General features: G+C 64.5%; 34 protein-coding genes. 15 read left to right on the forward strand and 19 right to left on the reverse strand.

All coding sequences use genetic code 11. The annotated features are described in order from the left end of the window. The first annotated feature begins 16 nt into the window (after positions 1-16). From coaD to queA, 5 genes are read left to right on the forward strand one after another with little or no spacing between them, the layout of a single operon-like run. Positions 17-511: a pantetheine-phosphate adenylyltransferase gene (coaD, locus tag QY049_RS01935; protein ID WP_258766834.1), complete on the forward strand. Its 495-nt coding sequence runs from the start codon at positions 17-19 to the stop codon at positions 509-511. A gap of 40 nt (positions 512-551) precedes the next feature. Continuing rightward, positions 552-1127, forward strand: coding sequence for a peptidylprolyl isomerase (locus tag QY049_RS01940; RefSeq protein WP_194475782.1), 576 nt, complete (start codon positions 552-554; stop codon positions 1125-1127). An 8-nt stretch (positions 1128-1135) separates the two neighbouring features. Next, positions 1136-1561, forward strand: a complete 426-nt coding sequence (locus tag QY049_RS01945) for a hypothetical protein (RefSeq protein WP_194475783.1) — start codon at positions 1136-1138, stop codon at positions 1559-1561. Continuing rightward, positions 1558-2022 (forward strand): peptidylprolyl isomerase, encoded by a 465-nt coding sequence (locus QY049_RS01950; protein ID WP_128966363.1) that lies wholly within the window; start codon positions 1558-1560, stop codon positions 2020-2022. Before QY049_RS01945 ends, QY049_RS01950 begins: the two co-directional genes overlap by 4 nt. 51 nt (positions 2023-2073) lie before the next feature. Then, positions 2074-3147 (forward strand): tRNA preQ1(34) S-adenosylmethionine ribosyltransferase-isomerase QueA, encoded by a 1074-nt coding sequence (gene queA, locus QY049_RS01955; RefSeq protein ID WP_301268718.1) that lies wholly within the window; start codon positions 2074-2076, stop codon positions 3145-3147. A gap of 47 nt (positions 3148-3194) precedes the next feature. On the opposite strand, the gene QY049_RS01960 is transcribed toward queA, so the two are convergent. The 4 genes from QY049_RS01960 to QY049_RS01975 form a co-directional block, all read right to left on the reverse strand. Beyond that, on the reverse strand, positions 3195-4232 hold the full coding sequence (locus QY049_RS01960) for an aspartate-semialdehyde dehydrogenase (protein WP_194475785.1): 1038 nt from the start codon (positions 4230-4232) through the stop codon (positions 3195-3197). Between the two features lie 219 nt (positions 4233-4451). Continuing rightward, on the reverse strand, positions 4452-5057 hold the full coding sequence (locus QY049_RS01965) for a PepSY domain-containing protein (RefSeq protein ID WP_194475786.1): 606 nt from the start codon (positions 5055-5057) through the stop codon (positions 4452-4454). A gap of 270 nt (positions 5058-5327) precedes the next feature. Further along, entirely contained in the window at positions 5328-6074 is a 747-nt protein-coding gene (locus tag QY049_RS01970) for a TetR/AcrR family transcriptional regulator (protein WP_301268719.1), read from the reverse strand. Between the two features lie 147 nt (positions 6075-6221). After that, on the reverse strand, positions 6222-7376 hold the full coding sequence (locus QY049_RS01975; protein WP_301269250.1) for a patatin-like phospholipase family protein: 1155 nt from the start codon (positions 7374-7376) through the stop codon (positions 6222-6224). A gap of 222 nt (positions 7377-7598) precedes the next feature. Between QY049_RS01975 and tgt the strand changes: the two genes are divergently transcribed. Continuing rightward, positions 7599-8732 (forward strand): tRNA guanosine(34) transglycosylase Tgt, encoded by a 1134-nt coding sequence (tgt, locus tag QY049_RS01980; protein WP_301268720.1) that lies wholly within the window; start codon positions 7599-7601, stop codon positions 8730-8732. A gap of 14 nt (positions 8733-8746) precedes the next feature. Here tgt and QY049_RS01985 read toward each other — a convergent pair whose 3' ends face one another. From QY049_RS01985 to QY049_RS01995, 3 genes are all read right to left on the reverse strand, one after another. Continuing rightward, positions 8747-8965 (reverse strand): hypothetical protein, encoded by a 219-nt coding sequence (locus QY049_RS01985; protein WP_194475788.1) that lies wholly within the window; start codon positions 8963-8965, stop codon positions 8747-8749. 207 nt (positions 8966-9172) lie between these two features. After that, positions 9173-10681 (reverse strand): YncE family protein, encoded by a 1509-nt coding sequence (locus QY049_RS01990; RefSeq protein ID WP_301268721.1) that lies wholly within the window; start codon positions 10679-10681, stop codon positions 9173-9175. A gap of 13 nt (positions 10682-10694) precedes the next feature. After that, complete coding sequence (locus QY049_RS01995; protein ID WP_194475790.1) at positions 10695-11108, reverse strand: DUF305 domain-containing protein; 414 nt, start codon at positions 11106-11108, stop codon at positions 10695-10697. A gap of 303 nt (positions 11109-11411) precedes the next feature. On the opposite strand from QY049_RS01995, the gene cysK reads away from it, so the two are divergent. Beyond that, positions 11412-12389 carry a cysteine synthase A gene (cysK, locus tag QY049_RS02000; protein WP_301268722.1) on the forward strand — a complete coding sequence of 326 codons (978 nt, stop codon included), beginning with the start codon at positions 11412-11414 and terminating at the stop codon, positions 12387-12389. A gap of 3 nt (positions 12390-12392) precedes the next feature. Beyond that, the gene (locus tag QY049_RS02005) at positions 12393-12632 is read left to right on the forward strand and encodes a BrnA antitoxin family protein (protein WP_194475792.1); all 240 of its coding nucleotides are present in this window, start codon (positions 12393-12395) and stop codon (positions 12630-12632) included. 100 nt (positions 12633-12732) lie between these two features. Here QY049_RS02005 and QY049_RS02010 read toward each other — a convergent pair whose 3' ends face one another. Together QY049_RS02010 and QY049_RS02015 are read right to left on the reverse strand one after the other, a co-directional pair. Then, positions 12733-14154 (reverse strand): caspase family protein, encoded by a 1422-nt coding sequence (locus QY049_RS02010; RefSeq protein WP_301268723.1) that lies wholly within the window; start codon positions 14152-14154, stop codon positions 12733-12735. 211 nt (positions 14155-14365) lie between these two features. After that, positions 14366-15244: a DMT family transporter gene (locus tag QY049_RS02015; RefSeq protein ID WP_258766960.1), complete on the reverse strand. Its 879-nt coding sequence runs from the start codon at positions 15242-15244 to the stop codon at positions 14366-14368. A 148-nt stretch (positions 15245-15392) separates the two neighbouring features. On the opposite strand from QY049_RS02015, the gene QY049_RS02020 reads away from it, so the two are divergent. After that, positions 15393-15791: a RidA family protein gene (locus QY049_RS02020; protein ID WP_194475794.1), complete on the forward strand. Its 399-nt coding sequence runs from the start codon at positions 15393-15395 to the stop codon at positions 15789-15791. Between the two features lie 52 nt (positions 15792-15843). Here the strand turns inward: QY049_RS02020 and QY049_RS02025 are convergent, their stop codons facing one another. The 3 genes from QY049_RS02025 to QY049_RS02035 form a co-directional block, all read right to left on the reverse strand. Then, positions 15844-16389, reverse strand: a complete 546-nt coding sequence (locus QY049_RS02025) for a hypothetical protein (protein WP_301268724.1) — start codon at positions 16387-16389, stop codon at positions 15844-15846. Beyond that, the gene (locus tag QY049_RS02030) at positions 16334-16684 is read right to left on the reverse strand and encodes a hypothetical protein (protein ID WP_194475796.1); all 351 of its coding nucleotides are present in this window, start codon (positions 16682-16684) and stop codon (positions 16334-16336) included. The genes QY049_RS02025 and QY049_RS02030 overlap by 56 nt, the downstream gene beginning before the upstream one ends. A gap of 197 nt (positions 16685-16881) precedes the next feature. Then, a complete protein-coding gene (locus tag QY049_RS02035) occupies positions 16882-17469 on the reverse strand; it encodes a formyltransferase family protein (RefSeq protein ID WP_258766843.1) in 588 nt (195 codons plus the stop codon). A 190-nt stretch (positions 17470-17659) separates the two neighbouring features. Between QY049_RS02035 and QY049_RS02040 the strand changes: the two genes are divergently transcribed. Next, positions 17660-17944 carry a hypothetical protein gene (locus tag QY049_RS02040; RefSeq protein WP_194475798.1) on the forward strand — a complete coding sequence of 95 codons (285 nt, stop codon included), beginning with the start codon at positions 17660-17662 and terminating at the stop codon, positions 17942-17944. 198 nt (positions 17945-18142) lie between these two features. Then, positions 18143-18379, forward strand: coding sequence for a hypothetical protein (locus QY049_RS02045; RefSeq protein ID WP_301268725.1), 237 nt, complete (start codon positions 18143-18145; stop codon positions 18377-18379). Between the two features lie 5 nt (positions 18380-18384). Here QY049_RS02045 and QY049_RS02050 read toward each other — a convergent pair whose 3' ends face one another. Together QY049_RS02050 and QY049_RS02055 are read right to left on the reverse strand one after the other, a co-directional pair. Next, positions 18385-18687, reverse strand: a complete 303-nt coding sequence (locus tag QY049_RS02050; RefSeq protein ID WP_301268726.1) for a hypothetical protein — start codon at positions 18685-18687, stop codon at positions 18385-18387. 92 nt (positions 18688-18779) lie between these two features. Continuing rightward, on the reverse strand, positions 18780-20828 hold the full coding sequence (locus tag QY049_RS02055) for an acetoacetate--CoA ligase (protein ID WP_301268727.1): 2049 nt from the start codon (positions 20826-20828) through the stop codon (positions 18780-18782). A 244-nt stretch (positions 20829-21072) separates the two neighbouring features. Here QY049_RS02055 and QY049_RS02060 point away from each other — a divergent pair, with 244 nt between their 5' ends. Beyond that, positions 21073-21342: a hypothetical protein gene (locus QY049_RS02060; RefSeq protein WP_194475802.1), complete on the forward strand. Its 270-nt coding sequence runs from the start codon at positions 21073-21075 to the stop codon at positions 21340-21342. A 60-nt stretch (positions 21343-21402) separates the two neighbouring features. Here the strand turns inward: QY049_RS02060 and QY049_RS02065 are convergent, their stop codons facing one another. Next, positions 21403-21630: a hypothetical protein gene (locus QY049_RS02065; RefSeq protein WP_194475803.1), complete on the reverse strand. Its 228-nt coding sequence runs from the start codon at positions 21628-21630 to the stop codon at positions 21403-21405. Between the two features lie 259 nt (positions 21631-21889). Here QY049_RS02065 and QY049_RS02070 point away from each other — a divergent pair, with 259 nt between their 5' ends. The 3 genes from QY049_RS02070 to QY049_RS02080 all read left to right on the forward strand — a co-directional run bounded on the left by QY049_RS02070 (position 21890) and on the right by QY049_RS02080 (position 24420). Next, entirely contained in the window at positions 21890-22612 is a 723-nt protein-coding gene (locus tag QY049_RS02070; RefSeq protein ID WP_301268728.1) for an outer membrane protein, read from the forward strand. 169 nt (positions 22613-22781) lie between these two features. Continuing rightward, positions 22782-23882: an AI-2E family transporter gene (locus tag QY049_RS02075; RefSeq protein ID WP_309493979.1), complete on the forward strand. Its 1101-nt coding sequence runs from the start codon at positions 22782-22784 to the stop codon at positions 23880-23882. Positions 23883-24027: 145 nt separating this feature from the next. Beyond that, complete coding sequence (locus QY049_RS02080; protein WP_194475806.1) at positions 24028-24420, forward strand: NUDIX hydrolase; 393 nt, start codon at positions 24028-24030, stop codon at positions 24418-24420. A gap of 292 nt (positions 24421-24712) precedes the next feature. Here the strand turns inward: QY049_RS02080 and QY049_RS02085 are convergent, their stop codons facing one another. The 4 genes from QY049_RS02085 to QY049_RS02100 form a co-directional block, all read right to left on the reverse strand. Next, positions 24713-24982 (reverse strand): YciI family protein, encoded by a 270-nt coding sequence (locus QY049_RS02085; RefSeq protein WP_367401177.1) that lies wholly within the window; start codon positions 24980-24982, stop codon positions 24713-24715. Positions 24983-25409: 427 nt separating this feature from the next. Next, complete coding sequence (locus QY049_RS02090; RefSeq protein ID WP_258766849.1) at positions 25410-25652, reverse strand: hypothetical protein; 243 nt, start codon at positions 25650-25652, stop codon at positions 25410-25412. An 82-nt stretch (positions 25653-25734) separates the two neighbouring features. Beyond that, complete coding sequence (locus QY049_RS02095; RefSeq protein ID WP_164933852.1) at positions 25735-25905, reverse strand: hypothetical protein; 171 nt, start codon at positions 25903-25905, stop codon at positions 25735-25737. A gap of 89 nt (positions 25906-25994) precedes the next feature. After that, positions 25995-26546, reverse strand: a complete 552-nt coding sequence (locus QY049_RS02100) for a GNAT family N-acetyltransferase (RefSeq protein ID WP_301268730.1) — start codon at positions 26544-26546, stop codon at positions 25995-25997. Positions 26547-26668 lie beyond the last annotated feature (122 nt).

The raw sequence follows: 26668 nt of genomic DNA on the forward strand, positions 1-26668 counted from the left end.
GCGGTAGGACGTGGACATGCCGCGCATTGCCTTCTACCCAGGTTCCTTCGACCCCATCACCAACGGCCATCTGGACGTGGTCCGGAGCAGTGTCCCGCTGTGCGACCGCCTGGTGGTCGCGGTCGGCATCCATCCCGGCAAGAAGCCGCTGTTCTCGACCGAGGAGCGGCTCAAGATGCTTCATGACGTCTGTGGGCCGGTGGCAGCCCAGGCCGGCTGCACGCTCGAGGCCGTGACCTATGACGATCTCGCGGTCAGCGCGGCGCGCAAACACGGTGCGACCATCATGATCAGGGGCCTGCGCGACGGCACCGATCTCGACTACGAGATGCAACTCGCCGGCATGAACGGCACCATGGCGCCCGAGGTGCAAACCGTCTTCCTGCCGGCCTCACCTCTGGTCCGCCCGATTACGGGCACATTGGTGCGCCAGATCGCCGGCATGGGCGGAGACGTCTCGGCCTTCGTACCGCCGCTCGTTGCATCCCAGCTCAAGGCAAAATTCGCCTGAAAACGGCGGGCTTTTTCATCTCACCTGATCCGGAGTTTCCATGATCCGTCGTCTCGCAATTCTTGCCACGATGTTCGTCGCGCTCGTTGGTGCGGTCCCCGTGGTGGCGCAGCCGCTGCCGGCCAATCTCGACAAGGCCAATGCGCTCGTCATCGACACCACCAAGGGCCGCATCGTCATCAAGCTCAGGAACGACCTTGCGCCACAGCACGCCGAGCGCCTCAAGCAGCTCGCGCGCGAGGGCTTCTACAACAACGTGCCGTTCCACCGCGTCATGGACGGCTTCATGGCCCAGACCGGCGATGGCCAGAACGGCAACGGCACCGGTGGCTCGAAATATCCGAACCTGAAGCAGGAATTCTCCAAGGTTCACTTCGCCCGCGGCATCGTCGGCATGGCCCGGCGCGGCGACAGCGTCGATACCGCCAACTCGCAGTTCTTCATCATGTTCGCCGACGGTGGCAGCCTCGATGGCCAGTACACCGTGGTCGGCGAGGTCGTGCAGGGCATGGACGTGGTCGACAAGCTGAAGAAGGCCCCGGCCGGCTCGCCGAGCGGCACCGTCACCGATCCCGACAAGATGGTGAAGGTGCAGGTCGCCTCCGACATCAAGTAGGAGGGCTCATGGCGCCCCGCGGCGGCAGGCTCCTGATCGCTGCCGCGGCGCTGCTGTTCGGCATCTCCGGTGCGGCTGCAGAGGACGCGCAGGTCAACACCATCAAGGAGGTCTTCCAGCACTTGCGGAGCTGCTGGAAGCCGCCGCCGCCGGCCAAGGCTCGCCCACTCGACATCACCGTCGTCGTGAGCTTTAACCGCTCCGGAAACATTCTGGGCCATCCGAGGATTACCTATGAATCCGCGGAGGCCTCCGACAATGACCGGCTGCAATACCGGATCGCGGTGATGGAGGCGTTGCAACGATGCACGCCGATGCCATTTACCGATGCAATGGCCGGCGCCGCCGCGGGACGTCCATTCGCGATCCAGTTCCGCAACCGCAAATCGTCACCCGACAAGACTTCACCTCCAACGCAAGAGAGACGAGCATGAGCGTCACCGAAAACACATTGATCCTCGAGACCACCCAGGGCCCCGTCACCATCGAGATGCGTCCCGACCTCGCGCCCGGCCACGTCGCGCGCATCAAGGAGCTGGTCCGCGAAGGCTTCTACGACGGCATCGTGTTCCATCGCGTGATCGACGGCTTCATGGCGCAGACCGGCTGTCCACACGGCACCGGCACCGGCGGCTCCGGCAAGAAGCTGAAGGCCGAGTTCAACAAGGAGCCGCACGTGCGAGGCACCGCCTCGATGGCGCGCGCTGCGAACCCCGATTCCGGCGACAGCCAGTTCTTCATCTGCTTCGACGATGCGCGCTTTCTCGACAACCAGTACACGGTATGGGGCAAGGTCACCGAGGGCATGGAGAACGTCGACAAGATCAAGCGCGGCGAGCCGGTGCAGAACCCGGACAAGATCGTCAAGGCGCGGATGGCGGCCGACAAGGAGTAAGCTCATCATCCCAGGGGCGCGCGTAGGCGCGTCCCTGGTGGTAAGCGACGAATGCGCACTGATCTGTTTGATTTCCACCTGCCGCCGGAGCGCATCGCGTTGCGCCCCGCGCATCCGCGCGACTCCGCGAAAATGCTGGTCGTCGAGAACGATGCGTTGCGCGACCAGACCATCGCCGATCTGCCGCATTGGCTGAAGCCGGGCGATCAGCTCGTCGTCAACGACACCAAGGTGATCGCCGCGCAGCTCAAGGGCCGGCGCATCGGCCGCGAGACCGAGCCGAAGATCGAGGCGACGCTGATCAAGCGGCTCGACGGTTCGCGCTGGCAGGCGCTGGTGAAGCCAGCCAAGAAGCTTGTCGCCGGTGATCGCATCCGCTTCGGCAACGAAGGCAAGGTCTGCCTGCTCGGCCATCTCGACGCCGAGGTCGAGGCCAAGGGTGCGGAAGGAGAAGTGACGTTGTCATTCTCGTTCCACGGCCCGGCGCTCGACCAGGCCATCGCCGATCTCGGCAGCCCGCCGCTGCCGCCCTACATCGCCTCCAAGCGTACGCCCGACGATCAGGATCTCGCCGACTACCAGACGATGTTTGCGGCGAATGAAGGCGCGGTCGCTGCTCCCACCGCGGGACTGCACTTCACGCCCGCGCTGGAGCAGGCGCTGAGCGCGCGCGGCGTCGGCATCAACCGCATCACGCTGCATGTCGGGGCAGGGACCTTCCTGCCGGTGAAGGTGGATGATACCGACGGCCACAAGATGCACGCCGAGTGGGGCACGATCTCGGCAGAGACCGCGGAGCGGCTCAACACCGCGCGGAACAATGGCGGCCGCATCATCGCCGTCGGCACCACATCGCTGCGTTTGCTGGAAAGCGCCGCCAGCGAGGATGGCATCATCCAGCCGTTCGCGGCGGAGACCTCGATCTTCATCACGCCCGGCTATCGCTTCCGAGCGGTCGATATCCTGATGACGAATTTCCATTTGCCGAAGTCGACGCTGTTCATGCTGGTGTCGGCTTTCGCCGGCCTGGACATGATGAAGCAGGCCTATGCGCACGCTATCGCGAGCGGCTACCGGTTTTATTCGTATGGCGATGCGTGTCTGTTGTTTAGGGCAGAGCCGTAGTTAGGGCAGAGCCGTAGGATGGGTTACCCACCCTACGGCATCTTCCGTTACGCCATCACCCGCTGCGGCAACAGCTCCGCGATCTGCACCGCATTCAGCGCCGCGCCCTTGAGCAGCTGATCGGCGGCCACGAACATCGAGATCGAATGGCCGGAGGGATCGCTGAGGTCCCTGCGGATGCGGCCGACCAGGACGTCGTCTTGGCCCGAGGCGTCGATCGGCATCGGGAAGTAGTTCTTGACGCGGTCATCGACGACCTTCACGCCCGGTGCCTGGGCCATCATGGCGCGGACCTGGTCCTCATTGATCGGCTTCTCGCATTCGAAGGTGATGGCTTCGCAATGGGCGCGCAGCACCGGCACGCGCACGCAGGTGACGCCGATCGCGATCTTCTCATCTTCGAAGATCTTGCGGGTCTCCTTGATGACCTTGGTCTCTTCGTCGTTGTAGCCGGTCTCGGGATCGACGGCGGTGTTGTGGTTGAAGAGATTGAAGGCGTAGGGGTGCGGCATCACCTTCGGTGTATAGACCTGCCCGTTGAGATTGGCGCGGGTAGACTCGACGAGTTCCTCCATCGCGGCGGCGCCGGCGCCGGAAGCCGCCTGATAGGTCGAGATGATGACGCGCTTGATGCGGTTCTTCTGATGGATCGGCCAGAGCGGCACCAGCGCGGTGATCGCGGCGCAGTTGGGATTGGCGATGATGCCCTTGTGGTCGCGGATGCGGTTGCCGTTGACCTCGGGGATCACCAGCGGCACGTTCGGATCCATGCGGAAGGCGGACGAGTTGTCGACCACGACGGCGCCGGCCTTGACAGCGATGGGCGCGAACTTCTTGGAGATGCCGCTGCCGGCCGAGAACAGGGCGATGTCGACGCCCTCGAAGGCGCGCTCGGTCAGCTCCTCGATGACGACATCCTTGCCGCGAAACGACACCGTCTTGCCGGCGGAGCGGGCGCTGGCGAGCGCCTTGAGCTTGCCGACGCGAAAGCCGCGCTTGTCCATGGTGGCGATGAATTCGGCGCCCACCGCGCCGGTGACGCCGACAATTGCGACGACGGGATCGTTACTCACTGTGTCCTCCATTTGAGATCGATTTAGACAACAAAAAAGCCCCGGACCATCGAGGGCGGGGCTTCGGTAGAGCTTGATGCGTTCTAGTCGACGACTACGCGCGCACGCCTCCCCGGGCCCCGAAGGCCGTGGTGGTTTTGGTCGTGCGTTTGGTGGTCGTGAACATGGCGGCGACTTATGCGGGAGAGTCTGGCGTCCGTCAATGGCTTTCGGGCGGGATTGTGGCCCGCGCTATTTGCCCCGCACGCCCGGCGGCTCGAGGATGACCTCCTTGAGGTCGTCGCCGCTGATCACGACGATCGCGAAATTGAGCCGGCCGCCGTCGCGAACAAGTCCGCCGCTGATGGCCTTGCCGGAGGCCGCCTTCTCGGCGACGCGCACGGCATCGGCGAGGCGGTGCCTGATGCTGCCGAGCGCTGCGAGATTGCTGCGATCCTCGCGGTCCAGTTCGGCCAGGGGCAGGGCGGCTTCGCCGCCCATCACCTCGCCGGTCGCCGCGTTGATGATGTAGCGCCAGATCCGGTCGTTGTGCAGGGTCTTGACCCGGTACACCGGTACGCCGGAGCCGCCGTCGAAGCTGACATCTGCGGTCGTCGCGCCGGCATGGCGGGCTTCGGCGATCGCCATCGCCTGGCTGATCGAGATCGACGAACTGCGGAAACGTTCGATCTCGCGGCTGACGGCCTGGCGGTCCGCCGCGGCGTCACCATCTGTCTCGCTGTGAAGGGCGGCTGGTGTGCTGCCTGCCGAGACGGTTGCACGGGCCGGCGCTGCGATGAGCAGCCCCGACAGGACGATCGCCAGCAACCCGTACACCCCTGGTCTTGTCGCGCTCATGGTCCAAACCTTCGGCCGGCAAGCCTTGAACCCGCAAGTCTGCCGGATGTTCGTAAAGAATTCGCGGCCGACCTTGGGCACCGGCCGGCCGCGGAGCGTCGTGGCGGGCCGTACCCGTCGCGGCGATCTAAGCGGTCCGGTCCTCTTTTGGGGCTGGTGAAAAAAAGTGGCCCGCACCGCTCTATAAACAAAACCATACCGTATCGTTTTGTTTCGGTCAACGAAGCGGCAATCTTCCGCAGGGGACAAATCGGCGGTCTCACGGAAATGTCAGCGGGAGTTGCGGCGCCGTTGAGTGGCTTTGGACGTGTCCGGAATACGGCCGGCAGGTCCCAGTGCGCCGGCGAGGAACAGCTTGATCGCCGCGCGCATCCGCTTCTCGGCGGCCTTGAGCTCCATCGGCGTGCCGAACGTCGCCATGCGGTGGGTGTGGCCGACGACGACGTCGAGGAACACTTCGGCTGCGATCGTGGTGTCATCGACATCGAGCGCGCCTTGCGCCACCAGATGATCGAAGAATCGCGCGGTGGTGGCGACGGCTTTCAGCCAGCCTTCCTCCTTGCCGAGCTTGGCGACGTCGGGGAAGTTGATGGCCTGCGACGTCATCATGCGGCTGAAGGCCACGGCGTCGGGTCCGCAGGTGAAATTGAGCATTTCGCGCCCGATTTCCACCAGACGCTGCTCCACCGAAATGTCGGACGAACTGCCGAGCTGCGTTTCGGCAGCCGCCGACAGCGGCGCAAGCCAGCGCGCAATCTCGCGGCGGAGCACGGCGGCGAACAAGCCCCGCTTGTCGCCGTAGCGCGAATAGACCGTGGGCTTGCTGACGCGCGCGGCTTCCGCCACCGCATCGAGCGAGGTCGCATCAAATCCGCGGTCGAGGAACAGGCGTGTGGCGACCTCGATCAGCCGCTGATCGCGCTCGATCGCGGCGCTCTTGGTCGGCCGGCCGCCGCGCGACTTCGATGTCTCGCGGCGCGGTGCCGCCGTTCTTGTCTTGGTCGCGGCCAATCCCATGCCCGATGATCTGCCCAATGATTCCTGCGTATTCCCAACAGTATTCATTGCTCTATAACGCGCAGCAACAGGGGCGTCATCGCGAATCTGGCCGAATTGGCCGTATCGTCAACGGTCTCCGACCGATCCCGTTCCGCCGCGCGGATATCACGGCATTCGCGAGGTCCAGGCCTGGCCGCTCGCCGCTTTCTCATATCCGTACTGGTACAGCGCCCGCATATAGCCGGTGTCGAAGCCTTCGGACGGGGGCGCCGGATAGTCGCGCTCGATGTAGGAGAGATGGAAGCCGAGGTGATTGCGCTGGGCGAAATCATAGGTCGAGAAGATGATCGAGCGCGTCTGCGACTGCGTGATAGCGGACAGACTGCGTGAGGCGACGTCGATCGTGCTGTTGGCGACGAGTTCGAAGTTGCGTTCGATCTTCTTGTTGACGAGGATGTAGATGTCCATCTTCGCGTTGCCGGGCAGGCGTCCCTGGAGCAGCAGAGCCTCAGGCAAGGTCAGCAACGGGGCCGTCACGCCGCCGTCGACATGCATTTCCTGAAACCTGCGGCCCTGGCCCTCGGCCTCGATCATGATCGGCGGAAACACCAGCGGAATGCTGGCGGAGGCCGCCATCACGTCGCGAAACAGCTTTAACGCTTCGGGCGTGCCGACCGCAGCGATCTTGCCCATGTCCCAGATCGCGGTGCGCTGGGTGTCGAGATCGGTCGTGACCACCAATAGCCGCCGGCCCTTGGCGTTCTCGCGCGCGACCTGCGCCATGATCTCCGGCCCGACATAGCGCGCGACGAGTTCGCGCAGCCGCGTATTGCCGAACAGGCCGGAGCCGAACAGCACGCGCATGATGCTGGGATCGTTCAGCAGGCTTTCGGCGATGCCACTGGTGTAGAGCTCCCGCAGCGTGTCGTCATATTGCGGCCCGAGGAACGCAAACGGCGCGATCAGGCCGCCGGTGCTCACGCCGGAGACGACCGAGAAGGTCGGGCGATTGCGCGCCGCGGTCCAGCCGTTCAGTACGCCGACACCATAGGCGCCATCGGCGCCGCCGCCTGAGAGCGCCAGATAGGTTCGGCTCCCGGTCGCCTTGTCCTGCTCGAAGCCGAACTTGGTGACGGGCTCGTCGGCGTAGCGCCTGAGGCCGTCGATCTCGAGGACGCGCGAGGCACTGGCGTCGGCCGCCGTATAGGGCGTGCGGGGGAGCGAGGTGCAGGCGGCAAGCGCCAGGCTGCACGCCAGCACCAGCGACCTGATCAGGCGGGCGACTGTCGGGCTTGTCCGGCCATCGGAGGTGGCGGACATGCCGGTCGAACGTGTGAGGAGGGGCATCGGCGGCTGGCTGAGGATCACGCATCTACGGCCGCCGGCAATCTGCCGCGGCGTCTCGTCCGGCCCCGCTACGAAACTATACGGTGTCGTTTTATTTATCAAGCCGCGGCGTAGATCACGTCCGCGTCAACGCTGTCCTGGTCTGGGGCATCGTGCGGGTTGATCGGGCTCGCCCGACACGCAATAAGCACCGCCATGACTCTGCCCAATCATTTCGAGCTGCTCGCCACCGATGGCACCGCGCGCACCGGCCGCCTGACCACGCCGCACGGCGTGGTGCGGACCCCGGCCTTCATGCCCGTCGGCACCGCCGGCGCCATGAAGGGCATGCACTGGCGCGAGGTGCGCGATGCCGGCGCCGACATCGTGCTCGGCAACACCTATCACCTGATGCTGCGGCCCGGCGCGGAGCGCATCAACGGCCTTGGTGGCTTGCAGCGGTTCACCGGCTGGAACGGGCCGATGCTCACGGATTCCGGCGGCTTCCAGGTGATGTCGCTGTCGGACCTGCGCAAGATCAGCGAGCATGCCGTCACCTTCCGCTCGCATATCGACGGCGCCAAGATCGAGCTGTCGCCGGAGCGCTCGATCGAGGTACAGCGCCTGCTCGGCTCGGACATCGCGATGCAGATGGACGAATGCGTGCGGCTGCCGGCCGAGCGCGACGACATCGACCGCGCGATGCGGCTGTCGCTGCGCTGGGCCGAACGCAGCAAGCGCGCGTTCGAAAGCGCGCCCGACGGCTACATGCTGTTCGGCATCGTCCAGGGCGGCGACATCCCGCAGCTGCGCCATTCCAGCGCGCAGGGCCTGGTCGAGATCGGCTTCCACGGCTACGCGATCGGCGGTCTGGCCGTCGGCGAGCCGCAGGCCGTGATGCTGGCGATGATCGACGAGACCGCGCCGGCGCTGCCGGCCGACCGGCCGCGCTACCTGATGGGCGTCGGTACGCCGGACGACATTCTCGAGGCGGTGAAGCGCGGTGTCGACATGTTCGATTGCGTGATGCCGACGCGCAATGGCCGCCACGGGGTCGCCTTCACGCGCTTCGGCCAGGTCAACTTGCGCAACGCGCGCCACGCCGACGATCCGCGCCCGCTCGACGAAGAAAGCCCGTGGCCGTCAGCGCACAACTACGCGCGCGCCTATCTGCACCATCTCGTCAAGGCCGGCGAGACGCTGGGGGCGATGCTGCTGTCTGAAATCAATATCGCCTACTACCAGTTCCTGATGCAGGGCATCAGGGACGCGATCGCACACGGAACGTTCGATGCGTTCTATCGGCGTACGCGCGAGGATTGGGCGAGGGGCGATATCGCCCCGCGCTAGACCAATGCATTCGGCTAGTTGCACACGAGCCGCTGCTTGACGGCGTGCTTGGTGACGAAGCCATAGCCGCAGGTGTCGCAGGTCCAGAGATAGCTGATCACGTGGTCCGAGACGTAGGCAGAAGCTTCGGCGGCGACCATGGAGTCGGCGCATACGGGACAGGTGGGCAACTCGCTGCAACGCGGATCACGCCTTTGCGCGACGGTCGACAACACTTCAGCGACTGCTGACATCGTGGTGACCTCCCTGCTTCAAGACCTAAGTCTAACATAAGCAGAATCAGTTGACGAGGTCGCAACACGAATGCGTTGATTTTTCGTAATTGCGTTTGGTTCGAACGTGTCTTGGCCTTGTTCCGATTTATCGCAACGCAATGTGTGCGTTGCGATAGAGAGATGACGCCGTGGTGATGGCATCGTGATGATGTCGTGCCAGACCGCTCAGGGCGCCTGGATCTGCACCGGCTTTCCAACTTCCGTCATGGAGCCCGGCGCGATCACGAGAAAACGGCGCGAGTCCGCTGTGTCGCTCTGCACAATCTGACGGATCGGACCCAGCGCGTTCACGATCGCCGATCCCGCCGGGTTGGTCATGAAGCCTGCCAGAGGTTCGAGCTTGCCGCTGCCGTCGGCATGCGTGGCCAGCGCCAACACGTAGTTGTGTTTCGGCTCGAGCCCGGTCGCTGCGGCCTGCAACACCTGGGACAGGCCCTGTTCGAACAGGCTGACACTGGTCAGCGGCTTCGGATGTTCGGAGGCTTGGCCGACCGGAGCCATGGCGAAATGCGCGACCTGGCCGGCAATGCCGAGCTGCTGCAAGTTCGTGGCTTCGGGACTGGTCGTATCGTCCATCACGCTCATGGCGCCGTTTCCGGATTCACGCGCGGCAGGCACGGCATCGGGCACATAGGCGACGGCCTGAGGCGCCTGGCCGATCGGGACATTGGCGATGACCCGGTTCGTGAGCGTGTCGATGGCGGTGAGCTGGTCGTCATTCTCCAATCCGACATAGACCCGCGAGCCATCGCCCGACGGCCAGATGCCGTGAGGCAGCCTGCCGACCGGAATGGTTGCGACCTTCGTAAAGTCGTCGGTGCGGTAAACTTGGACCTCGTTCAGGCCGCCAACGGTGATGTAGGCGAATTGTCCGTTCGCGTTACGCACGATGTTGACGTGATTGGTGATCGGGCCGGTATCCAGCGTCTTGAGCAGGTTGAACGGAGGCCGCGCGTCGAAGACCTGCGCCTTGCCGGTATCCTTCAGCGTGAACCAGACCTGCGCGCCGTCAGGCGTCGCGGCGAGATCGGGACAGAACGGGCTCGCCTGAGCGACCTTGCCGACGATGGCGTGATCAGCGACCGAGATGACCGCAATCTCCGGATTGAACGACGAGCAGACATAGCCGTATTTGCCTTCGGGCGAGAAGATCTGCATCCCCGGTCCGTTCGCCACGACGATCCGCGTCTTCTCTTCAAAGCTGACGGGATCGAGCACGGCGACGTAGTTCTCGCCGCGCACGGTCACCCAGACTTCCTTGCCGTCTGGCGTGAAGAAGGCCTCGTGCGGCGAGCGGCCGACATAGGTCGTGTGCTTGACCATGTTGGTTGCGGTGTCGATGAACGTGATCGAGTTGGATCCGATCGAGACCACGGCCAGGGTGCGATGATCGGGCGAAAAACCCATGCCGTGCACCAGCAACTGTCCCCGGTAGAGCGGGCTGAAGTTTTGCGGCGAAGGCGCGCCCAGTCTGATGACGCCGAGCAGCTTGTTGTCCGCGGGATCGGTCACCGAGACCGTGTTGGAGAACTGCTCGGCTGCATAGACGCGGTCATGATGGCTGATGGGAACGTCGGCTGCGGCGGAAGATCCCGGCGCCTGTCCGCTCCAGGCCGGCATCGCCGAGAAACCTGACAGGCAAAGCGACGTAGTGAGCGCGAGAATTCGCTTCATGGCAGGTTCTCCTCTATCTGCGAACCAGGACCGCTGTGGCGGTCGATGGCGGCGGCGGTTGATCGAGCGCGAGTCGCATGACGGCGATCTCCTGCTGCTGATCGACAATGATTTCCTGCGCGATCCGCCGCAGGGATTCGTTGCGGCCGTAACGCAATTCGGCCTGCGCCATTGCGATGGCGCCGCGGTGATGCGGGATCATCATGGCGGAGAAATCACGATCGACGTCGCCGGATGGCGCGATGTCCATGTCGCTCATCATTCGATGCATCGCCGTCTGGTTCTCAGCCATGAACGGCGCTTCATCGCCGCACAGTTCGGACATCATCATTTGCGACGCCATATGCGCGGGTTGGCTGCCGAACCTGGCACCACCGGCGAACGCGACAGCGGCGAGGGGCAGGGCGACTGCCAAGACTTTCCACATCGGACGCTCCTCAGATCTCAGATCGTTACTTCGCCAGCAGTCGCCTCTTTGTTACGGTCATTTCGGAATTCACCGCGACTTGTCTCAGGGCGGAAGAAGTCGCGCGCCGCGCATACTGCCTCCGGGCTCGCCGAGAGACACCTGAAAATACCTGCAAGCGATTGAGTATCCGTGCGAATGCGAAATTGACGTGAGTTGATGGAAGTCGATCCCGCCTGTTGCTATTGTGATTGCACGGACGTCGACGGTCGTGCGATCCAGACGCCCGGAAACGCCACGAATCGTCGTAACAGGGAGTCGACCATGGACGCATCGCCTGAAGCGGGTGCAGGACGCCAACCCGGCCGCGGCCGCATCTATGACTCCATCGTCGAGGCTTTCGGCGACACGCCGATCGTGCGCCTGCGCTGGCTGCCGGGCATGCACGGCGTCAAGGCGACCGTTCTGGCCAAGCTGGAATATTTCAATCCGGCCGCGAGCGTGAAGGACCGCATCGGCGCGGCCATGATCATCGCCATGGAGAAGGCCGGGATCATCAAGCCGGACACGGTGCTGATCGAGCCGACCTCTGGCAATACCGGTATTGCGCTTGCGTTCGTCGCGGCGTCGCGCGGCTATCGCTTGAAGCTGGTGATGCCGGAATCGATGTCGATCGAGCGACGCAAGATGCTGGCCTTCCTCGGCGCCGAGCTGGTGCTGACGCCGGCGGCCCAAGGCATGAAAGGCGCGATCGCCGCGGCCGAAGAACTCCTGAAGACGACGCCGAACTCGGTGATGCCGCAGCAGTTCAAGAACCTGGCCAATCCAGAGGTGCATCGTCGCACCACGGCGGAGGAGATCTGGAACGACACGTCCGGCAATATCGATTACTTCGTCGCCGGCGTCGGCACCGGCGGCACCATCACCGGCGTTGGTCAGATCCTGAAGCCGCGCAAGGCGGCCTTGCGCGTGGTCGCGGTCGAGCCCGAGGAGAGCCCGGTGCTGTCGGGCGGCCAGCACACGCCGCACAAGATCCAGGGCATCGGCGCCGGCTTCGTGCCCGACATTCTCGACCGCTCCGTGATCGACGAGATCGTGAAGATCAACTCGACCACCGCGATCGAGACGTCGCGGGCGTTGGCGCGGCATGAGGGCATCCCAGGCGGTATCTCCTCCGGTGCCGCAATTGCGGCTGCCCTCCAGATCGGCAAGCGGCCGGAAGCTGCGGGAAAAACCATTTTGGCCATCGTGCCGTCCTTCTCCGAGCGCTATCTTTCGACGGCTCTGTTTGAAGGAATCTAGGACATGGCGGATCAACCGAGGCGGCCGCGGACATTGGGCGACGCGCGCACCGAAGCCGAGGCGGCGTTCAAGAAGGTAACGGCCAAGGTCGCCGCGCCTCCGCCGAAGCAGAATGTGGCGCCCGGGATCAAGGAGCAGGTCACGCTGCGGATAGACCAGGACGTGCTCGAGTTCTTCCAGGAAGGTGGCCCCGGCTGGCAGGACCGCATCAACGAGGCGCTGCGCAAGGCGGCGGGGAAGTAGTTGTTTCTCGCGTGGCATTGGCTCCTCATCCTGATGAGGAGCCACCCACCAAAAAAGCCCGGCGCGAGCCGGGCTTTTGTGTTTGTGAGAGAGGCTCGCCTCAGCGGCGGAACATGCCGCCCATCATGCCGCCGACGACGCCGCCCACGAAGGCCGCGCCGGCGTCGCCGCCACCGCTGTGGCGGGGCGCCGGCGCGCTCTGCGCGGGTGCGGCGCGCCGGGCCGGCTTCGGGCTGTCATCGCTCGCGGTGGTCGTCGACGCCACGATCTCTGACAGCAGGGCCTTGTGCTGGAGCTTGTTGAGGAAGCCCGTCGACGGATAGCCGCGGGCGGCCTGCCAGCGCTTCAGCACCGAGCGGGTCTGGTCGTTGAACACGCCTGAGACCTTGGTGTCGAAGCCGAGGCCGGTGAGGCGGCGCTGCACGTCGCGGCGCTGCCCCTTGTCGAGGCCGATCTGGTCCTCCGTCAGCTGGGTGGCGTCATCGGTGAAGGTGGCGGGATCGACACCGGCATTGAGATTGCGGGTCGTGGTCGACGGACCGTTCTGGATCGCCGCGAGCCGTGCCAGCGCCAGCGGCTTGAACTGGCCGTTGGGATAAGCGGAGAGGTAGGCGTTGAGCTCTTCCGGCTTGTTGGATTCCTTCACCGAGCGCCAGAATTCGAGTTCCACACCCTCGGAATTGCCGGTGGTCGCAACTGCGGGCGCGCTGCTTGAGGCGGTCGGCGCGGCGTTGGCGACCTGCTGACCCGGCTGCGATGGATTGAGGTAGACAGCGCCGATCAGGTTGGTGTGGCCCCAGGGCAGCTGGCCCTTGTGGGTCTCCTCATTCACCTGGGCGCGCACCGAGGTCATCGCCTGCTGGATCTCGACGCCGGGTTTGGTGATGTTGTCGATCAGCGCGCGGGTGAACGGGCTGTTGTTGCCCTCCTGGCCGTCGAGCGCGGTCTGGCCCGGGCCGGTGGCGAATGCGATCAGCGTGCCTTCGCCGGATTTCATCTCGGCGAGACCGCTGCCGACGTTGACGCTGCGGGTGGCGGAGTTCGACTTGATCTTGGCGGCGAACGGATTGTCGCGGCAGGCGTCGAGGAACACCAGCTTGACCTTGGCATCGCCCATGGTCTGGTCGAGCGTCAGGTCGATGTTGATGGCGGCCCCCAGCTTGACGTCCATCTCCGACTTGATGTCGGCATCGACGGGCAGGAGATAGTTGGTGCCGCCGACGGCGATGCCGTGGCCGGCATAATAGAACACGGCGACATCGGACCCCTGCGCCTTGCGGCCGAAATCGAGCAGCTTCTCCGTCATCTGGTCGCGGGTGAGGTTGGAGCCTTCGATCACCTCGAAGCCGACATTGCGCAGTGTGGCGGCCATCGCCCTGGCGTCGATCGGCGGGTTCGGCAATTGGGCGACGTTCTTGTAGGCGCCGTTGCCGACGACAAAGGCGACGCGGCGGTCGGCCTTCGCGGCGCTGACCGACAGCGCCATGCACATCAGCGAAACGATGATGGTGAGAGTGCGCATCTGAAATCCCCAACAGAATCGAATGAAAGGCCGCAACAAATTGGTGTCGAAGCTACACGAAAGCGTCCGGCCTCGCGCCAGCAAATCGACCGATCACCCGACTGATCCAACCCGTCGCTCTGTGACCGAGTGCGCACGACGGAATGCCCCTCCAACGTGATCCAGATCACGCTCGACCACTTGGATTGGTCGCGCCAGGCGGCGCGCGGGTTCACTGCGCGCGCGCGGGAACCGGGGCGGCGGCCGGCTTCAAGTTGAGGAGGTTGCCGCACAGGATCAGGGCTGCGCCCAGCACGGTCCAGGCATCCAGCCGCTCGGAATAGAGCAGCCAGCCGGCGGTTGCGGTAAGGGGAACCCGCAGGAAATCCATGGGAACCACGATCGTGGCATCCGCGTAGCGCAGCGCGCTGGCGAGACAATAGTGCGAAAAAGTGCCGCAGATCCCGATGACGAAGAGCCAGCCCCACATCGTGGCCGAGGGCCAGGTCCAGACGTAGAGCGTCGGCACGAAGCCCACGATCATCTGGACCATGATCATCCAGAACAGGATCGACAAGGCGCTCTCGGTCCGGGTCAGCGATTTCGCCAAAGCCATGGAGATGCTGAAGCCGATCGCGGCCCCGAGCGCGATCAACTGGCCCGGATTGATCTCGCCGGTAGCGGGCCGCACGATCATGACGACGCCGACGATGCCGAGCACGATGGCGGCGATCTTCCAGGTCGTCATGCGCTCGGACAGGAAGGATGCGGCGAGCAGCGCGGTCCAGATCGGCATGGTGAATTCGATCGCGACGACCTGGCCGATTCCGATCAGCGTCAGTGCGTAGAACCAGCCGAGCTGCGCGAAATAATGCACGCCGTTGCGCGCGAGGTGCTGGGGCAGGCGTTTGGTCGCGACTGCCTTGAAGCCGCCGGACCGGTGGATGATCGGCAGGAGCAGCGTGAAGCCGATCAGCGAGCGCACCTCCATGATCTGGAACACGCTGAGGTCGCGCGTGGTCTCGCGCCCGGCCACCGCCATGACCAGCATCAGGGACAGCCAGCCGGCCATCCACAGTGCAGCCATCGTTTTGGACGGTGTTGTGCTCATCGGTGCGGGCAGGGAGATCGAACTCGAGGGGCAGCCGGTATCGGCGACATCGCCGCCGTTTGCAACGGCCAAATCTGCCGGTGCAGCGATGCAATGCGGCGTGCTAAGGCAGGTATACGTCAATAAGAAAATCGGGAGATCTCCGCTCATGCGCATCTTGCAGCCAGCCGAATGGAAAAAGCCGCGCGGTTTCTCGCATGGCGTGGTGGCGCAGGGGCCGGGCCGCTGGGTCGTGCTCGCCGGGCAGACCGGCGGCGACGAGGCCGGCAGTTACGCGCCTGACATGGCTGCTCAGGTTGCGACCGCGCTGAAGCGGATCATCAAGCTGCTCGCGGAGGCCGGCGCCGGCCCCGAGCACATCGTGCGCCTGACCTGGTACCTGACCAGCCGCAGCGAGTATGAGGCCGCAGGCGCCGGCATTGGCGCGGCCTGGAAGGAGACGCTCGGGCGCAATTTCCCGCCCTCGACGCTGCTCTATATCGGCGGTCTCGTCGACGACCGTGCCAAGGTCGAGATCGAGGTCACGGCGTTCGTGCCGGACGCATAAAAAAGACCCGGCGAGGCCGCCGGGTCGATGATCGTTCCGCCGTGCCGCCGTCTTATCTCGACAGCGAGATGTTGGCGCCGCGGAACTGGCTGTCTGCGCGGATCGTGACGCTCTGTTTGTTGCCGCTCGTTCTCAGTCCGATATTGGCGTTGAAGCCGGCCGCAGAGGCGACCACCTCGAAGTTCCCGCCACCGCCGCGGCCCTGCAGCGAGCCGGAGATGTTGCGGCTGGTTTCAGACCAACTGCCGGTGATGCTGCTGCCCTCGGCCTTGACGCTGGCGCCGAGGTTGAACTTGTAGGCGTCGCTGGCACAGGTCAGCGACATCTCCATCGTCGGTCCGATCGGGGCGTATTTGGCACGGCAGCGGATGCGTTCGGTGGACCCGTCATCCAGCGTGACGACGCCGCCGCCGCTCCAGTTGCCGGCCATTGGGGCGAATGGGCCGGCTTGAGCCTTGCTTTCGGAGTTGGCGACCGCTGCCGCAAACAAAACGGCGGCCGCGATCAGCAGCCGCCGGTTGAGGAGGTTCGTCCAGAATTGCTTATTGGCGCGATGCTTCCCACCGCCCGCTGCACGGTATGCCTGCAGATGCTCCATTCCACTTTCCCGATCCGGCGTTGCCGTTGAGTTGACCGTTGGCATATGCACCATTGATCGAAACTTTCACAAGACCCCCACTGCCGATGGTGCCGGAAACGTTAGCGCCCGGCGCGGTGATCTTGCCGTCGGCAACCGTCAGCATGGAGCTTGCAGTCGGTTCGCACGAGCCGGTCTTGGTCACGATGGTGACCTGCCAATTGCCGTCAAAGGGAGTCTGGGCGAGCGCAGGAGCGGCGAGGGTGGCGGTAATGACTGATGCGGCACAGAACGCCGCGATGCGACCAAAACGCATGAATTCGTCCTTGAATGTGTCTGATATACTGACGCTTATTCGGGCGAAATGTGACGGAAATTTGGTGCAATGCAAAGTCGAAAATTGTTCCTGTGGAAACAATGGTTTATTTGCGTTTCCGGTTCCAATTTTCGAAGCGAAATCAAGGCGCCCTCGCGTTAATCGTTAACGTCAGGACCGACTCGGGTCAGGCTGTGTCAGGACAGGCTTGGCGCCGAGGTCGCGAACTGCTCGTCCTGGGCCTTGGCCGGCAGCGCCTTGTGGACCTTGGCGTAATCGATCACGTCGGCCAGCAGCTTGAGGCCGAGCGGAGCCAGCGCACGCTCCCAGAGTTCGCGGGCGCTCTCGCCCTTCTTCACGAAGCACCAATCCTGCGCGGCGATGGCGCCGGCGTCCATACGCTCGGCGAGATGATAGATCGTGCCGCCGGCGATTGGGTCGCCTTCCCTGATGGTCCATTCCACCGCGGCCTTGCCGCGATGACGCGGCAGCAGCGAAGGGTGATAGCCGATCCCGCCGAGCTTGGCCGCGGCGAGCGCGTCCTTGCCGATCCGGGCATGGCTGTGGGCGGTGATGATCAGATCGGTGTCGGGCGCGATCTCGGAGGCCACCACAAGCTTCGGATTGGCCTGCACCACCACCTCGATGCCGGCCGCCTTGGCAGTCGCGGCCAGGCGGTCATCCGCGTCGGCCACCACGACCCGCACGACCCCGACACCGTGTTCGCGGAGCATGTTCAGGGTGGTCACGCCGAAATGGCGGGAGCCGACGAGGGTAATGCGCATGATGGTCCGATCCGTCTCGCAGCTGCGTCATTCCCCGATAACACGTCCAGCCGTCCTGTCACCACCCGCGCGGCGTTTGCGCCGGTTATCAACAATGCGCAAAGCGCGCGGGCGGAATGAACTCGACAATTGCGTCGCCCGCCGTTCCGGTGCTTCCATGCGTGCCGTGTGACCTGCCCGGAGCGAGCCGATGCGTAGCGCGTGGTTTGTCCTTCCCACCGTCCTGATTGCGGCAGCTTCAGCCCAAGCCGGCGGGCCGTATCCGGTCGTACCGCCTGAAACCGGCGTAGCGCCCTTCATCGGCCCGACCTGGGATGGCTATCGCTGCGCGGAAGGCACGATCCACAATTTCTACTTCGGTGCCTATTACGGCGAGGAGCCGCCGGCGCTCTATCGCGGCTACGCCTACCGGCCGTATTACCGCTACAGCGCCTATCGCAAATGGCCGCGCAAATATTTCTGCGTCACGGACTGACCGTTGCCGCGCGGCCACGGTCGGCGGCAAATGACCTCCGCGCTTTTCTGCCATCGCAAAATTATCAAACGGTAACGCGTTCTCAACCTTGCCGGCGTATCGACGAATCCGTCGCGGATTTGTATTGCGTACCGCGACACCAAAAATGTCCCGCCGGCGTGGGTGCGTCGCGCGGGCATTTTTGCCGGAACCGATGTCATGTCGAACGCAATTACGCAGATCGTGGACACCTATGTGCGGCTGAAGAACCGCCGTGGCCTCGACGAGCTGATGATGCACAGGCAGCGGCTTGCCGTCGATCTGAAGAGCAGGTCAGGCGCTTTCGATTTCAGCCTGCCGATCGGCAAGATCGATGCGGAGATCGCGATCATCGAGGAAGGTCTCAGCCGGCTGAAAGCCGAATCCGCCGAGACAGGCATGACACGCCCGATCTGACGTGCTCAGTCGCGCCGGCCGCCCTGGATCACGGTGAACAGTGGCCGTGCCGCGGTCGGCTCCTCCAGCAACTCCTCCACCAGCGCGCTCGCCGCATCGACATATTTGCGCGTAGGCTTGTCGAGCTCGCGTTTGGCCTCGTCGTCGAGCGCGACCTTGGCGGCCTCGACCAGCTTGCGCATGCGCGCGCCGTGGTCGTCGCCGGCGGTGAGCGTCGCGCGCGCCAGCGAGCGCAGCACGAACAGCTCGCCCTCGAGGCGGAGCAGGCGGTCGTTGAGCCTGATGATGACGGCGTTGAGGTCGGCCATGGCACATGTTCGTTGCGGAAGATCCCCGTCCATCTAGCGGCGATCGGTGAACGGAGTCCAAACGTGACAGGCGCAATTGAGGCGATCTTCCGTCACGCCGCGGTTCGCGCCAGATAGTCGCGCGCAAAGGCGAGATACCAGTCGAGGCAGGCCGGATTGGCCATCGCCTCCTTGTTGATGACTTTCTCGACGGGCTGGCCGAGCAGCAGTTTCTTGATCGGCAGCTCCTGCTTCTTGCCCGACAGCGTGCGCGGAATTTCAGTGACGGAAAAAATTTCGTTCGGCAGGAAGCGGCGGGACAGGCCTGCCTCGATCGCCTTGTTGATCTTCGCCCGCATCGCATCGTCGAACGCGACGCCCTCCCGCAGCACCACGAACAGCGGCATGTAGCTGTCGCGGCCGAGATATTCGAGATCGACGACGAGACTGTCGAGCACTTCCGGCAGCGCCTCGATCGCGGAATAGAGCTCGCTCGTGCCCATCCGCAGGCCGTGCCGGTTGATGGTCGCATCGCTGCGGCCATAGATCACGCAGGAACCATCCAGGTTGACCTTGAGCCAGTCGCCGTGGCGCCACACCGGCCCGCGGCCGCTGCCGTCGAAATTGTCGGGATAGCTTTCGAAATAGCTGGCGAGGTAGCGCGCGTTGGCCTCGTCGTTCCAGAAATACAGCGGCATCGACGGCATCGGCTCGGTGCAGACGAGTTCGCCGACCTCGTCAATCACGGCGCGGCCCTGTTCGCTGAAGGCTTCGACGGCCGCGCCGAGCAGGCGGCATTGCATCGCGCCCGGCGTCTGCGGCAATTCCCTGTTGCCGCCGATGAAGGCGCCGGCGAAATCGGTGCCGCCGGAAATGTTCGCCCACCAGATGTCGGCCTGGGCTTTGCTGCCGTTGGTTTTGGACAAGTCAGCAAAGCGCGCATTGAACCAGGCTTGCGTGTCGGCGCTGAGCGGCGAGCCGGTCGAGCCGAGACAGCGCAGCCGTGACAGGTCGCCGGCGGCGGTGAGATCGATCTCCGCCTTGGCGCAGTTGGCGAAGAACGCCGCGCCCGCGCCAAAGAAGGTCGCTTTCGATTGCGCCACGAAGCGCCACAGCGTCGACCAATCGGGTTTGTCCTTGGTGCCGCCGGGGCTGCCGTCGAAGATGCAGCAGGTGGTGCCGCTGAGCAGGCCGCCGACCTGGCTGTTCCACATGATCCAGCCCGTCGACGAGTACCAGTGATAACGCTCGCCGAACGAATTTTCGTGGTAGGAGCAGCCGATGTCGTTGTGGAGGCCGAGCAGCGCCAGAACCACGATGACGATGCCGCCATGGCCGTGCACGATCGGCTTCGGCAGGCCGGTGGTGCCGCTGGAATAGACGATCCAGAGCGGATGGTCGAACGGCAGCCACATCGGCTCGAACGCGTCGATTGCGGCGCCCGTCCTTGCAGTGATGTCGGAGAGGAGGGCGTCCGGTGTGGCAGGCGCGGAGGCGTCGCTGTGCAGGATGACGTGCTCCAGGCTCGGCAGCGATCGCCGCAGTTCGGCGACGACGTCCCTGCGGTCATGCCTGCGCCCGGCATACGTCACCGCGTCGCAGGCGATCAGCACCTTCGGCTCGATCTGCTTGAAGCGGTCGATCACGGCAGGCGCGGCCATGTCAGGGGCGCAGACGCTCCAGACCGCGCCGATGCTGGCGCTCGCGAGAAACGCGATGATTGTTTCGGGGATATTGGGCAGATAGGCCGCGATGCGGTCGCCGGGCTTGATCCCCCAGTCCTTCAGATGCAGCGCGAGCGCGGCCGCCTTGCGCCGCAACTCCGGCCAGCTGGTCTCCGTCAGCTTGCCGTCTTCGCCGCTGCTGACGATTGCGGGCAGGCCGGCGGCATGTGCCGCCTCGACATGCCGGAACACCTGCCGCGCATAGTTCACCTGCGCGCCGGGAAACCACACCGCGCCGGGCATCTTGCGCTCGGTGATGACGGCGGAAAATGGCGTCGGTGATTGCAGATCGTAGTAGTCCCAGATGCTGCGCCAGAACGCTTCGAGATCGCGAACGGACCATTGCCGCATCTCCTCGTAGTTCGAGAAGGTGAGGCCGCGCTTGTCGGCGAGCCAGTTGCGATAGAGGGCGATCTGCGGGACGAAAGGAGCGGTCATTGCGTATCGGCTTCAGTTGCGGGGAGGGCGAACTTAGCCGGTGTCGCGCGTCGGCAAAAGCCGCGCATGTCAGTCGAATGGCAGGCATGACGCCGCGATTTCGCGTCGTGCTCCAGCAAGCTGCGATGCCGCGCCCACCGTTGATCTACGTCAACGCGGCCGTTGCGCTGGCGCTCAATTTGGGGTGGGCCGCGCTGGGGCGGCGCCTGTTAGCGCTTTACGCGTGCAACGAGGGAGGATCACCATGCGCCGGAGTGTGCGTCTTTCGATGAAGTCGGTATCGGTCGCAGCGATTGCGGCTGCCGGTCTCCTGGGGCTTGCGGGAGTGACCTTCAGCCCGACACCGGCGCATGCCGTGGTTTATTGCCAATACATCGATTATCCGCCGTCCTGCGTCGCGCGCGCCGGCGTGGTACTGCGGCCGCGTCCGGTCGCGCGTGCCGCGGTTCGCGCCGGCACCGCGAGCGGGACCAATCTGAATGGCGGCGTCAATCGCGTCGGCGTGCGCCGCTAGGCGAACGGCACGCGGGTCACGAACGCCGGCGACCGGAGCCGGCGTCGTGATCCGCTGTCGCTACCACTGCACGCCAGCCCAGCGGCGGCCGAACACGGCCGGCTTGGTCTTCACCGCCTGCCAGCCGAAGAAATGATGCTTGCCGGACCAGCTGTGCACCACGCTGCTGCAAATGCTGCATTTGAAGCTGCCGGCATGCGCCTCGGCGTGCTCCTCTCTCGTCGCGGTGTAGTTCATGCCGCAACCCGTGCAGGTGAATTCTTCGATCGTCCAGATGCTGTTGGCCATTGCACCGCAGATGTGTTGGGGACCTGAGCCGAAGCCTAGGTGCGAGCCTTTGCATCGGCGTAAACCTGTCAGGTGAAATCCGGTTAATCGCCGTTAGGCAAACCTCGCGGCATCGCCAGGTATTGCAGGATTTTCCCGATTTTTGCAGCGCCCGTCAGTCCAAACGGCACCGCCGGTCGGTCCAAGCGCATTCTTGACCCGATCGTTAGATTTTACCCCCACAGCCTCGGTTGGGAGGCGTGCGAAACGGGGGCGTGTGATGGGGAAGAAACTGGTTCTGACGGCTGCGCTGTTGTCGCTGGCAACGCCGGCGTTCGCGGCCGATATCTTTCAGCCCGTGCCGGTGAAGGCGCCGATGCCGCCGGCTCCGATCTTCACATGGACCGGCTTCTATATCGGCGCCCATGGCGGCGGCGCCTGGAGCAAATGGACCGGCATCGACCCGACCGATCCGACGTCGACCTGGAGCTCGGTCTCGGCCAGCGGCGGCGTGGTCGGCGGCCAGATCGGCGGCAACTACCAGATCAGCAATTTCGTGGTGGGCCTCGAAGGCACCGGCGCCTGGTCGAGTGTCACGCTCAACGCGGGCGGCCCGTTCGGCGGCGGTGCCGGCTTCAATCTGACGCTGAAGAACGACTATGTCGCCACGGTCGCCGGTCGCCTCGGCGTCGCCTTCGACCGCGTCCTGCTCTACGCCAAGGGCGGCGCGGCCTTCACCCGTGACAAGTACAGCGCCAATAACGGTCTGGCCGGCGCGCTCGCCGGCTCCGCCGCAGGCGCCTTCAATCGCACTGGCTGGGTCGCCGGCGGCGGCGGCGAATGGATGTTCATGCCGAACTGGTCGGTGCGGGCCGAGTACAACTATCTCGGCTTCGGCGCCATCACCGAGCAGCCGGTGACATCGGGCAATCTGGTGGCCACGCCCGCAAATGTGAAGCTGAACATCCAGACCGGCACGATCGGCGTCAACTATCACTTCTAGGCCCGGCTCTGGGCGGCTTTCGTGACCGCTATGTGATCCTGACGCCCGATGCGGTCGGCCCTCCGGGGACGGGCCGCCGCATCCGCTCGTCTTGACGCACGGCCCGGGGCTGGCAATAACGCTGGGCCGCGCAAGCGCCGGAACCCGCGTTGATGCCGCAAGGAAAGCCGTGCCCGTGAAAAGTCTGCGTCAGCTCCTGACGGGCGAGGACGTTATCCAGCTCGTGATCCGGCTCGGCCTGTTGGCGCTGCTGATCATCTGGACCTTCCTGATCGTCCGGCCGTTCGTGCCGATCCTGGCCTGGAGCGGCGTGCTCGCGGTGGCATTCTATCCGGCGTTCAGCTGGGTCGCCAAAGCGCTCGGTGGCCGGCCCAAGACCGCCGCCGCCATCCTCACCTTGATCACTCTAGGCATTGTCCTCGGGCCCGCCACCTGGCTCGGCCTCAGTGCTGTGGACGGGGTGAGGGAGCTGGCGCACGAGCTTGGCACCGGGGATCTCGCGCTCCAGTCGGCGCCGGAGCAGATCAAGTCCTGGCCGGTGATCGGCCCGACGCTCTATGAGCTTTGGGACCAGGCCTATAACAACATCCGCGCCGTGCTGCGCGAGGTCGCGCCCTATCTCCAGCCGCTGGCGGGACCGCTACTGGTGCTGGCGGGCGATGCCAGCCTCGGCACGCTCCAGTTCCTGGTCTCGGTGTTCGTGGCCGGTTTCCTGTTTCCGCACGGGCCAAGGCTGGTCGCGGCCGGGCGCGGTTTCCTGTCGCGCATCGTGCCCGAGCAGAGCGAGCATTTTCTCGAGCTCGGCGGCGCCACCATCCGCGCCGTGGCGCAAGGCGTCATCGGCGTCGCCATCGTGCAGGCGCTGCTCGCCGGCATCGGCTTCAAGCTCGCAGCCGTGCCGAGCGCGGGACTGCTTGCCTTCATCGTGCTGCTGCTGTCGATCGTCCAGATCGGCGCCTTCCTGGTGCTGCTGCCGGTCATCATCTGGATCTGGACCGCCAAGGACGTCACCACGGCGCTGGTGCTCACCGTGTTCTTCGTCGTGGTCGGCTTCATCGACACCATGTTGAAGCCGCTCGTGATGGGACGCGGCCTCAACACGCCGACCATCGTGATCTTCGTCGGCGTCATCGGTGGCACGCTGGCCCACGGCATTGTCGGTCTGTTCATCGGGCCGATCATCCTGTCGGTGGCATGGGAGATGGCCGCGGCCTGGATCGGGACGGCGTCGAAGCGGGTGGCCGAGCCGCCGATACCCGACGAGACCTGATCGCGCGTCATGCGCCGATCACACCTGTCTCGCGAGATGTGGACAACTGCGCCTGGCGGAGTCGGCCGGACCGGCCATCGAACTTGTCTAATGAAATAGACAAGTTACGATGGTATCGAGATTCTTTTCTCGGTTTGCGACGGGAATGGCAAAGTCTTCCAAGCTGGTTGCCGCCAGGCGCGGCAAGGTTCTGTTGGTCAGGCGACGGTCGGACGGGCTGTGGATGTTCCCGGGCGGCCGCAAGCGTGCGCGTGAATCCGACAAGGACTGCCTGCGGCGCGAGATCAAGGAGGAGCTGCCGAAGCTGAAGCTCGGCCGGATCAGCCTCTGGAAGGAAGTGAAAGCCAAGAACAAGCGCTCCGGCCGCAAGATGAGCGACGCGATCTTCATCGCCAAGAGCGCCAAGGGGCGCCTGGCGATCGGCGACAAGAAGGAGCTCGACCGCGCCGCCTGGCAGAAGCCGCGCGGCATCCGCCTGACCGCGACCTCGCGCTACATCCGCGATCGCCTGTTTCCGAGAAAGCGGAGACGGAGCTGAAGCTCGATGGAGTCGGGTTCGATCGGGCGTCCGTGATCACCTCTCCCTATGGGAGAGGTGATCGGAGCTCTCCTCGGGTCGCATCGTTCAACAAAAATACACTCCCGCTTAGCTAGCAATCTGAGTGTGACAAATCGTCCGATCATTCCTCGCATCATGTGTGAACCAGTTCACAAGCGGCAGAGGCGAGCGCTGCTATAGAGACGTTATTGCCTTACCAATCCATTTTTTTGAAACGCCCCAGCGCCCGAAAGCGCTGGGGTTTTTCGCATAAGCGGGCGGGCTGGATTGCTCAGCCCTGCCGGCGCAAGAACCCGGTGATCGTGACCTTCTCCCAGATGCCGGCCGCCGCGAACGGGTCGGCGCGGCTGAACACCTCGACCTCGGCAGGACCGGGGGCTTCGATCAGGAACAGGCTGCCGATCATGGTAGCGCCATCGTCGGCGACCAGCGGTCCCAACATCATGATATTGACGCCATAGCGCGAGGTGTCGCTCAGGAACGTCTTGTGAGCGTCGTAATTGGCAACACATCCGCGCGCAGTCGGATGCCGGATCTGGATCGAGGCGAAATAGCCAAGGCTATTCCGATCGACCCTGAACCCGCGCTCGACCGATTGAGGATCGCGACCGGGGAGCCGCACGCGGCTCCGGCGGGGCAGCGATCCTGATCTCTTCGGCCTCTCGCTGTTCCTTCCGGGCCTTCCGCGCGTTTTTCATCGCACGCTTGATGAAGGGATGCGTCGAGTCCTCGGCGAAGAACAACACCACCTCGCAAGACGGACATTGCCTGGAATAGCCGTCCTGCAACCGTCCCGCGCGGTCGCGAAACATCGTCTTGCAACGCGTGCACTGGATCTGGACGGAATTCATGCGCCGACAACAATGAACACTGGAAATCGGCGGCCAAGGTGAGCCGAATTTCTGAAGAAAGCCTGAAGGCCGGTTGCGACCCGATCGCGCGAGTAGCGTGGAACGGTGCGCGAGCCGCTATTGCTTGGCGGCCATCGCGTCGAGGCAGTGATTGACATACTCGGCCCGGTCGCGCGGCAGCACCTTTGCCAGATCCGCTTTCTGGCCGCATTCGCGCTGGCGAATCTGCTCGGCGCGGCGCTTTTCCGCGGCCTCGCGGTATTCGGGCGCAACTTTGCTGGGATCAACAAGTGCCTGGGACCGGGCAGACGACGTCGAGAGCAGCGCGACGGCTGCGACAGCAATAATGACCTGTTTCAAATGAGCCTCCGTAAAAGGCCCACTCTAGCGCCCGGTTGCGGGCGGCTCAACGGTGCGTTCGGCGAAGGTGGGTGAGAGGCGGCTAGGCGGCCTGCTCCTCGAAGGAGGTGTAGACCCGGCCATTGGGATCGACGATCTGAACGTCCCGGCAACCGTCCTGGATCAGCTCCCTGGCCTTCTTCAGGGCGGCGGCGAGCGACTCCCGCTTGAGGTTGACGACGCCTGCCGTGTCGAAACCGGTGATTTCAAACATGCCGTTCCTCCCGTTTGGGCGAATCCTACACCTTTCCAGCAGGTTGTCTTCTGGCTTTTTTGAGCCGGCGGACGGAACAGGGGACAGAATTAGCGCGGTGCAGCACCGGGGTGCGGTAAATTGTTGAGGTTCAGCACCAGATGGACCGTGTCCGGATCCCGCTTCGGGGCGGTCACGAAGCCGAGCCGGTTGAACACATCGCGCATCGCGCGGTTCTCGAGGAGGACCTCCGCGACCAGCTCCGTCAGCCCGGCCTCGCGCGCGAGCACGATGAGATGGCGCGCCAGCGTCGAGCCGATGCCGCGTCCCTGCCAGGCGTCGATCACCATGAAGGCCATCTCGGCGCGGCCGGGCTCGGCGACGATGTAGCGGCCGCCGCCGACGATGCTGCTGTAGCCCGCGTCATCGACACAGGCCACCAGCGCGACATGCTGCACGAAATCGATCTCCATGAAGAAGTCGCGCTCCTTGTCCGAGAAATGCCGCTTCGGGATGAAGAAGCGGCGCTGGCGCGACTGCGCGCTGGTCCGGTCGAGCGCGGCCAGCATTCCGACTTCGTCGTCGGGGCGAAGCGCCCGGATCTCGACGGGCGTGCCGTCGCGCAATTGCTCCCGGCGACTATAGCTCGCGGCGTCTGTCATGCGTTGGTCTCGCTGCGCTGATGGGCCGATCACGCCGCTGGCCACGATCAACGGCTTGATCTGGATCAAGCCAGCCGCACGAGCAGGACCGCTACGCTTGCCGAGCGCCGCTTCCCGCGAAA

The organism is Bradyrhizobium sp. WYCCWR 13022 (assembly GCF_030435535.1).
Lineage (GTDB): Bacteria > Pseudomonadota > Alphaproteobacteria > Rhizobiales > Xanthobacteraceae > Bradyrhizobium.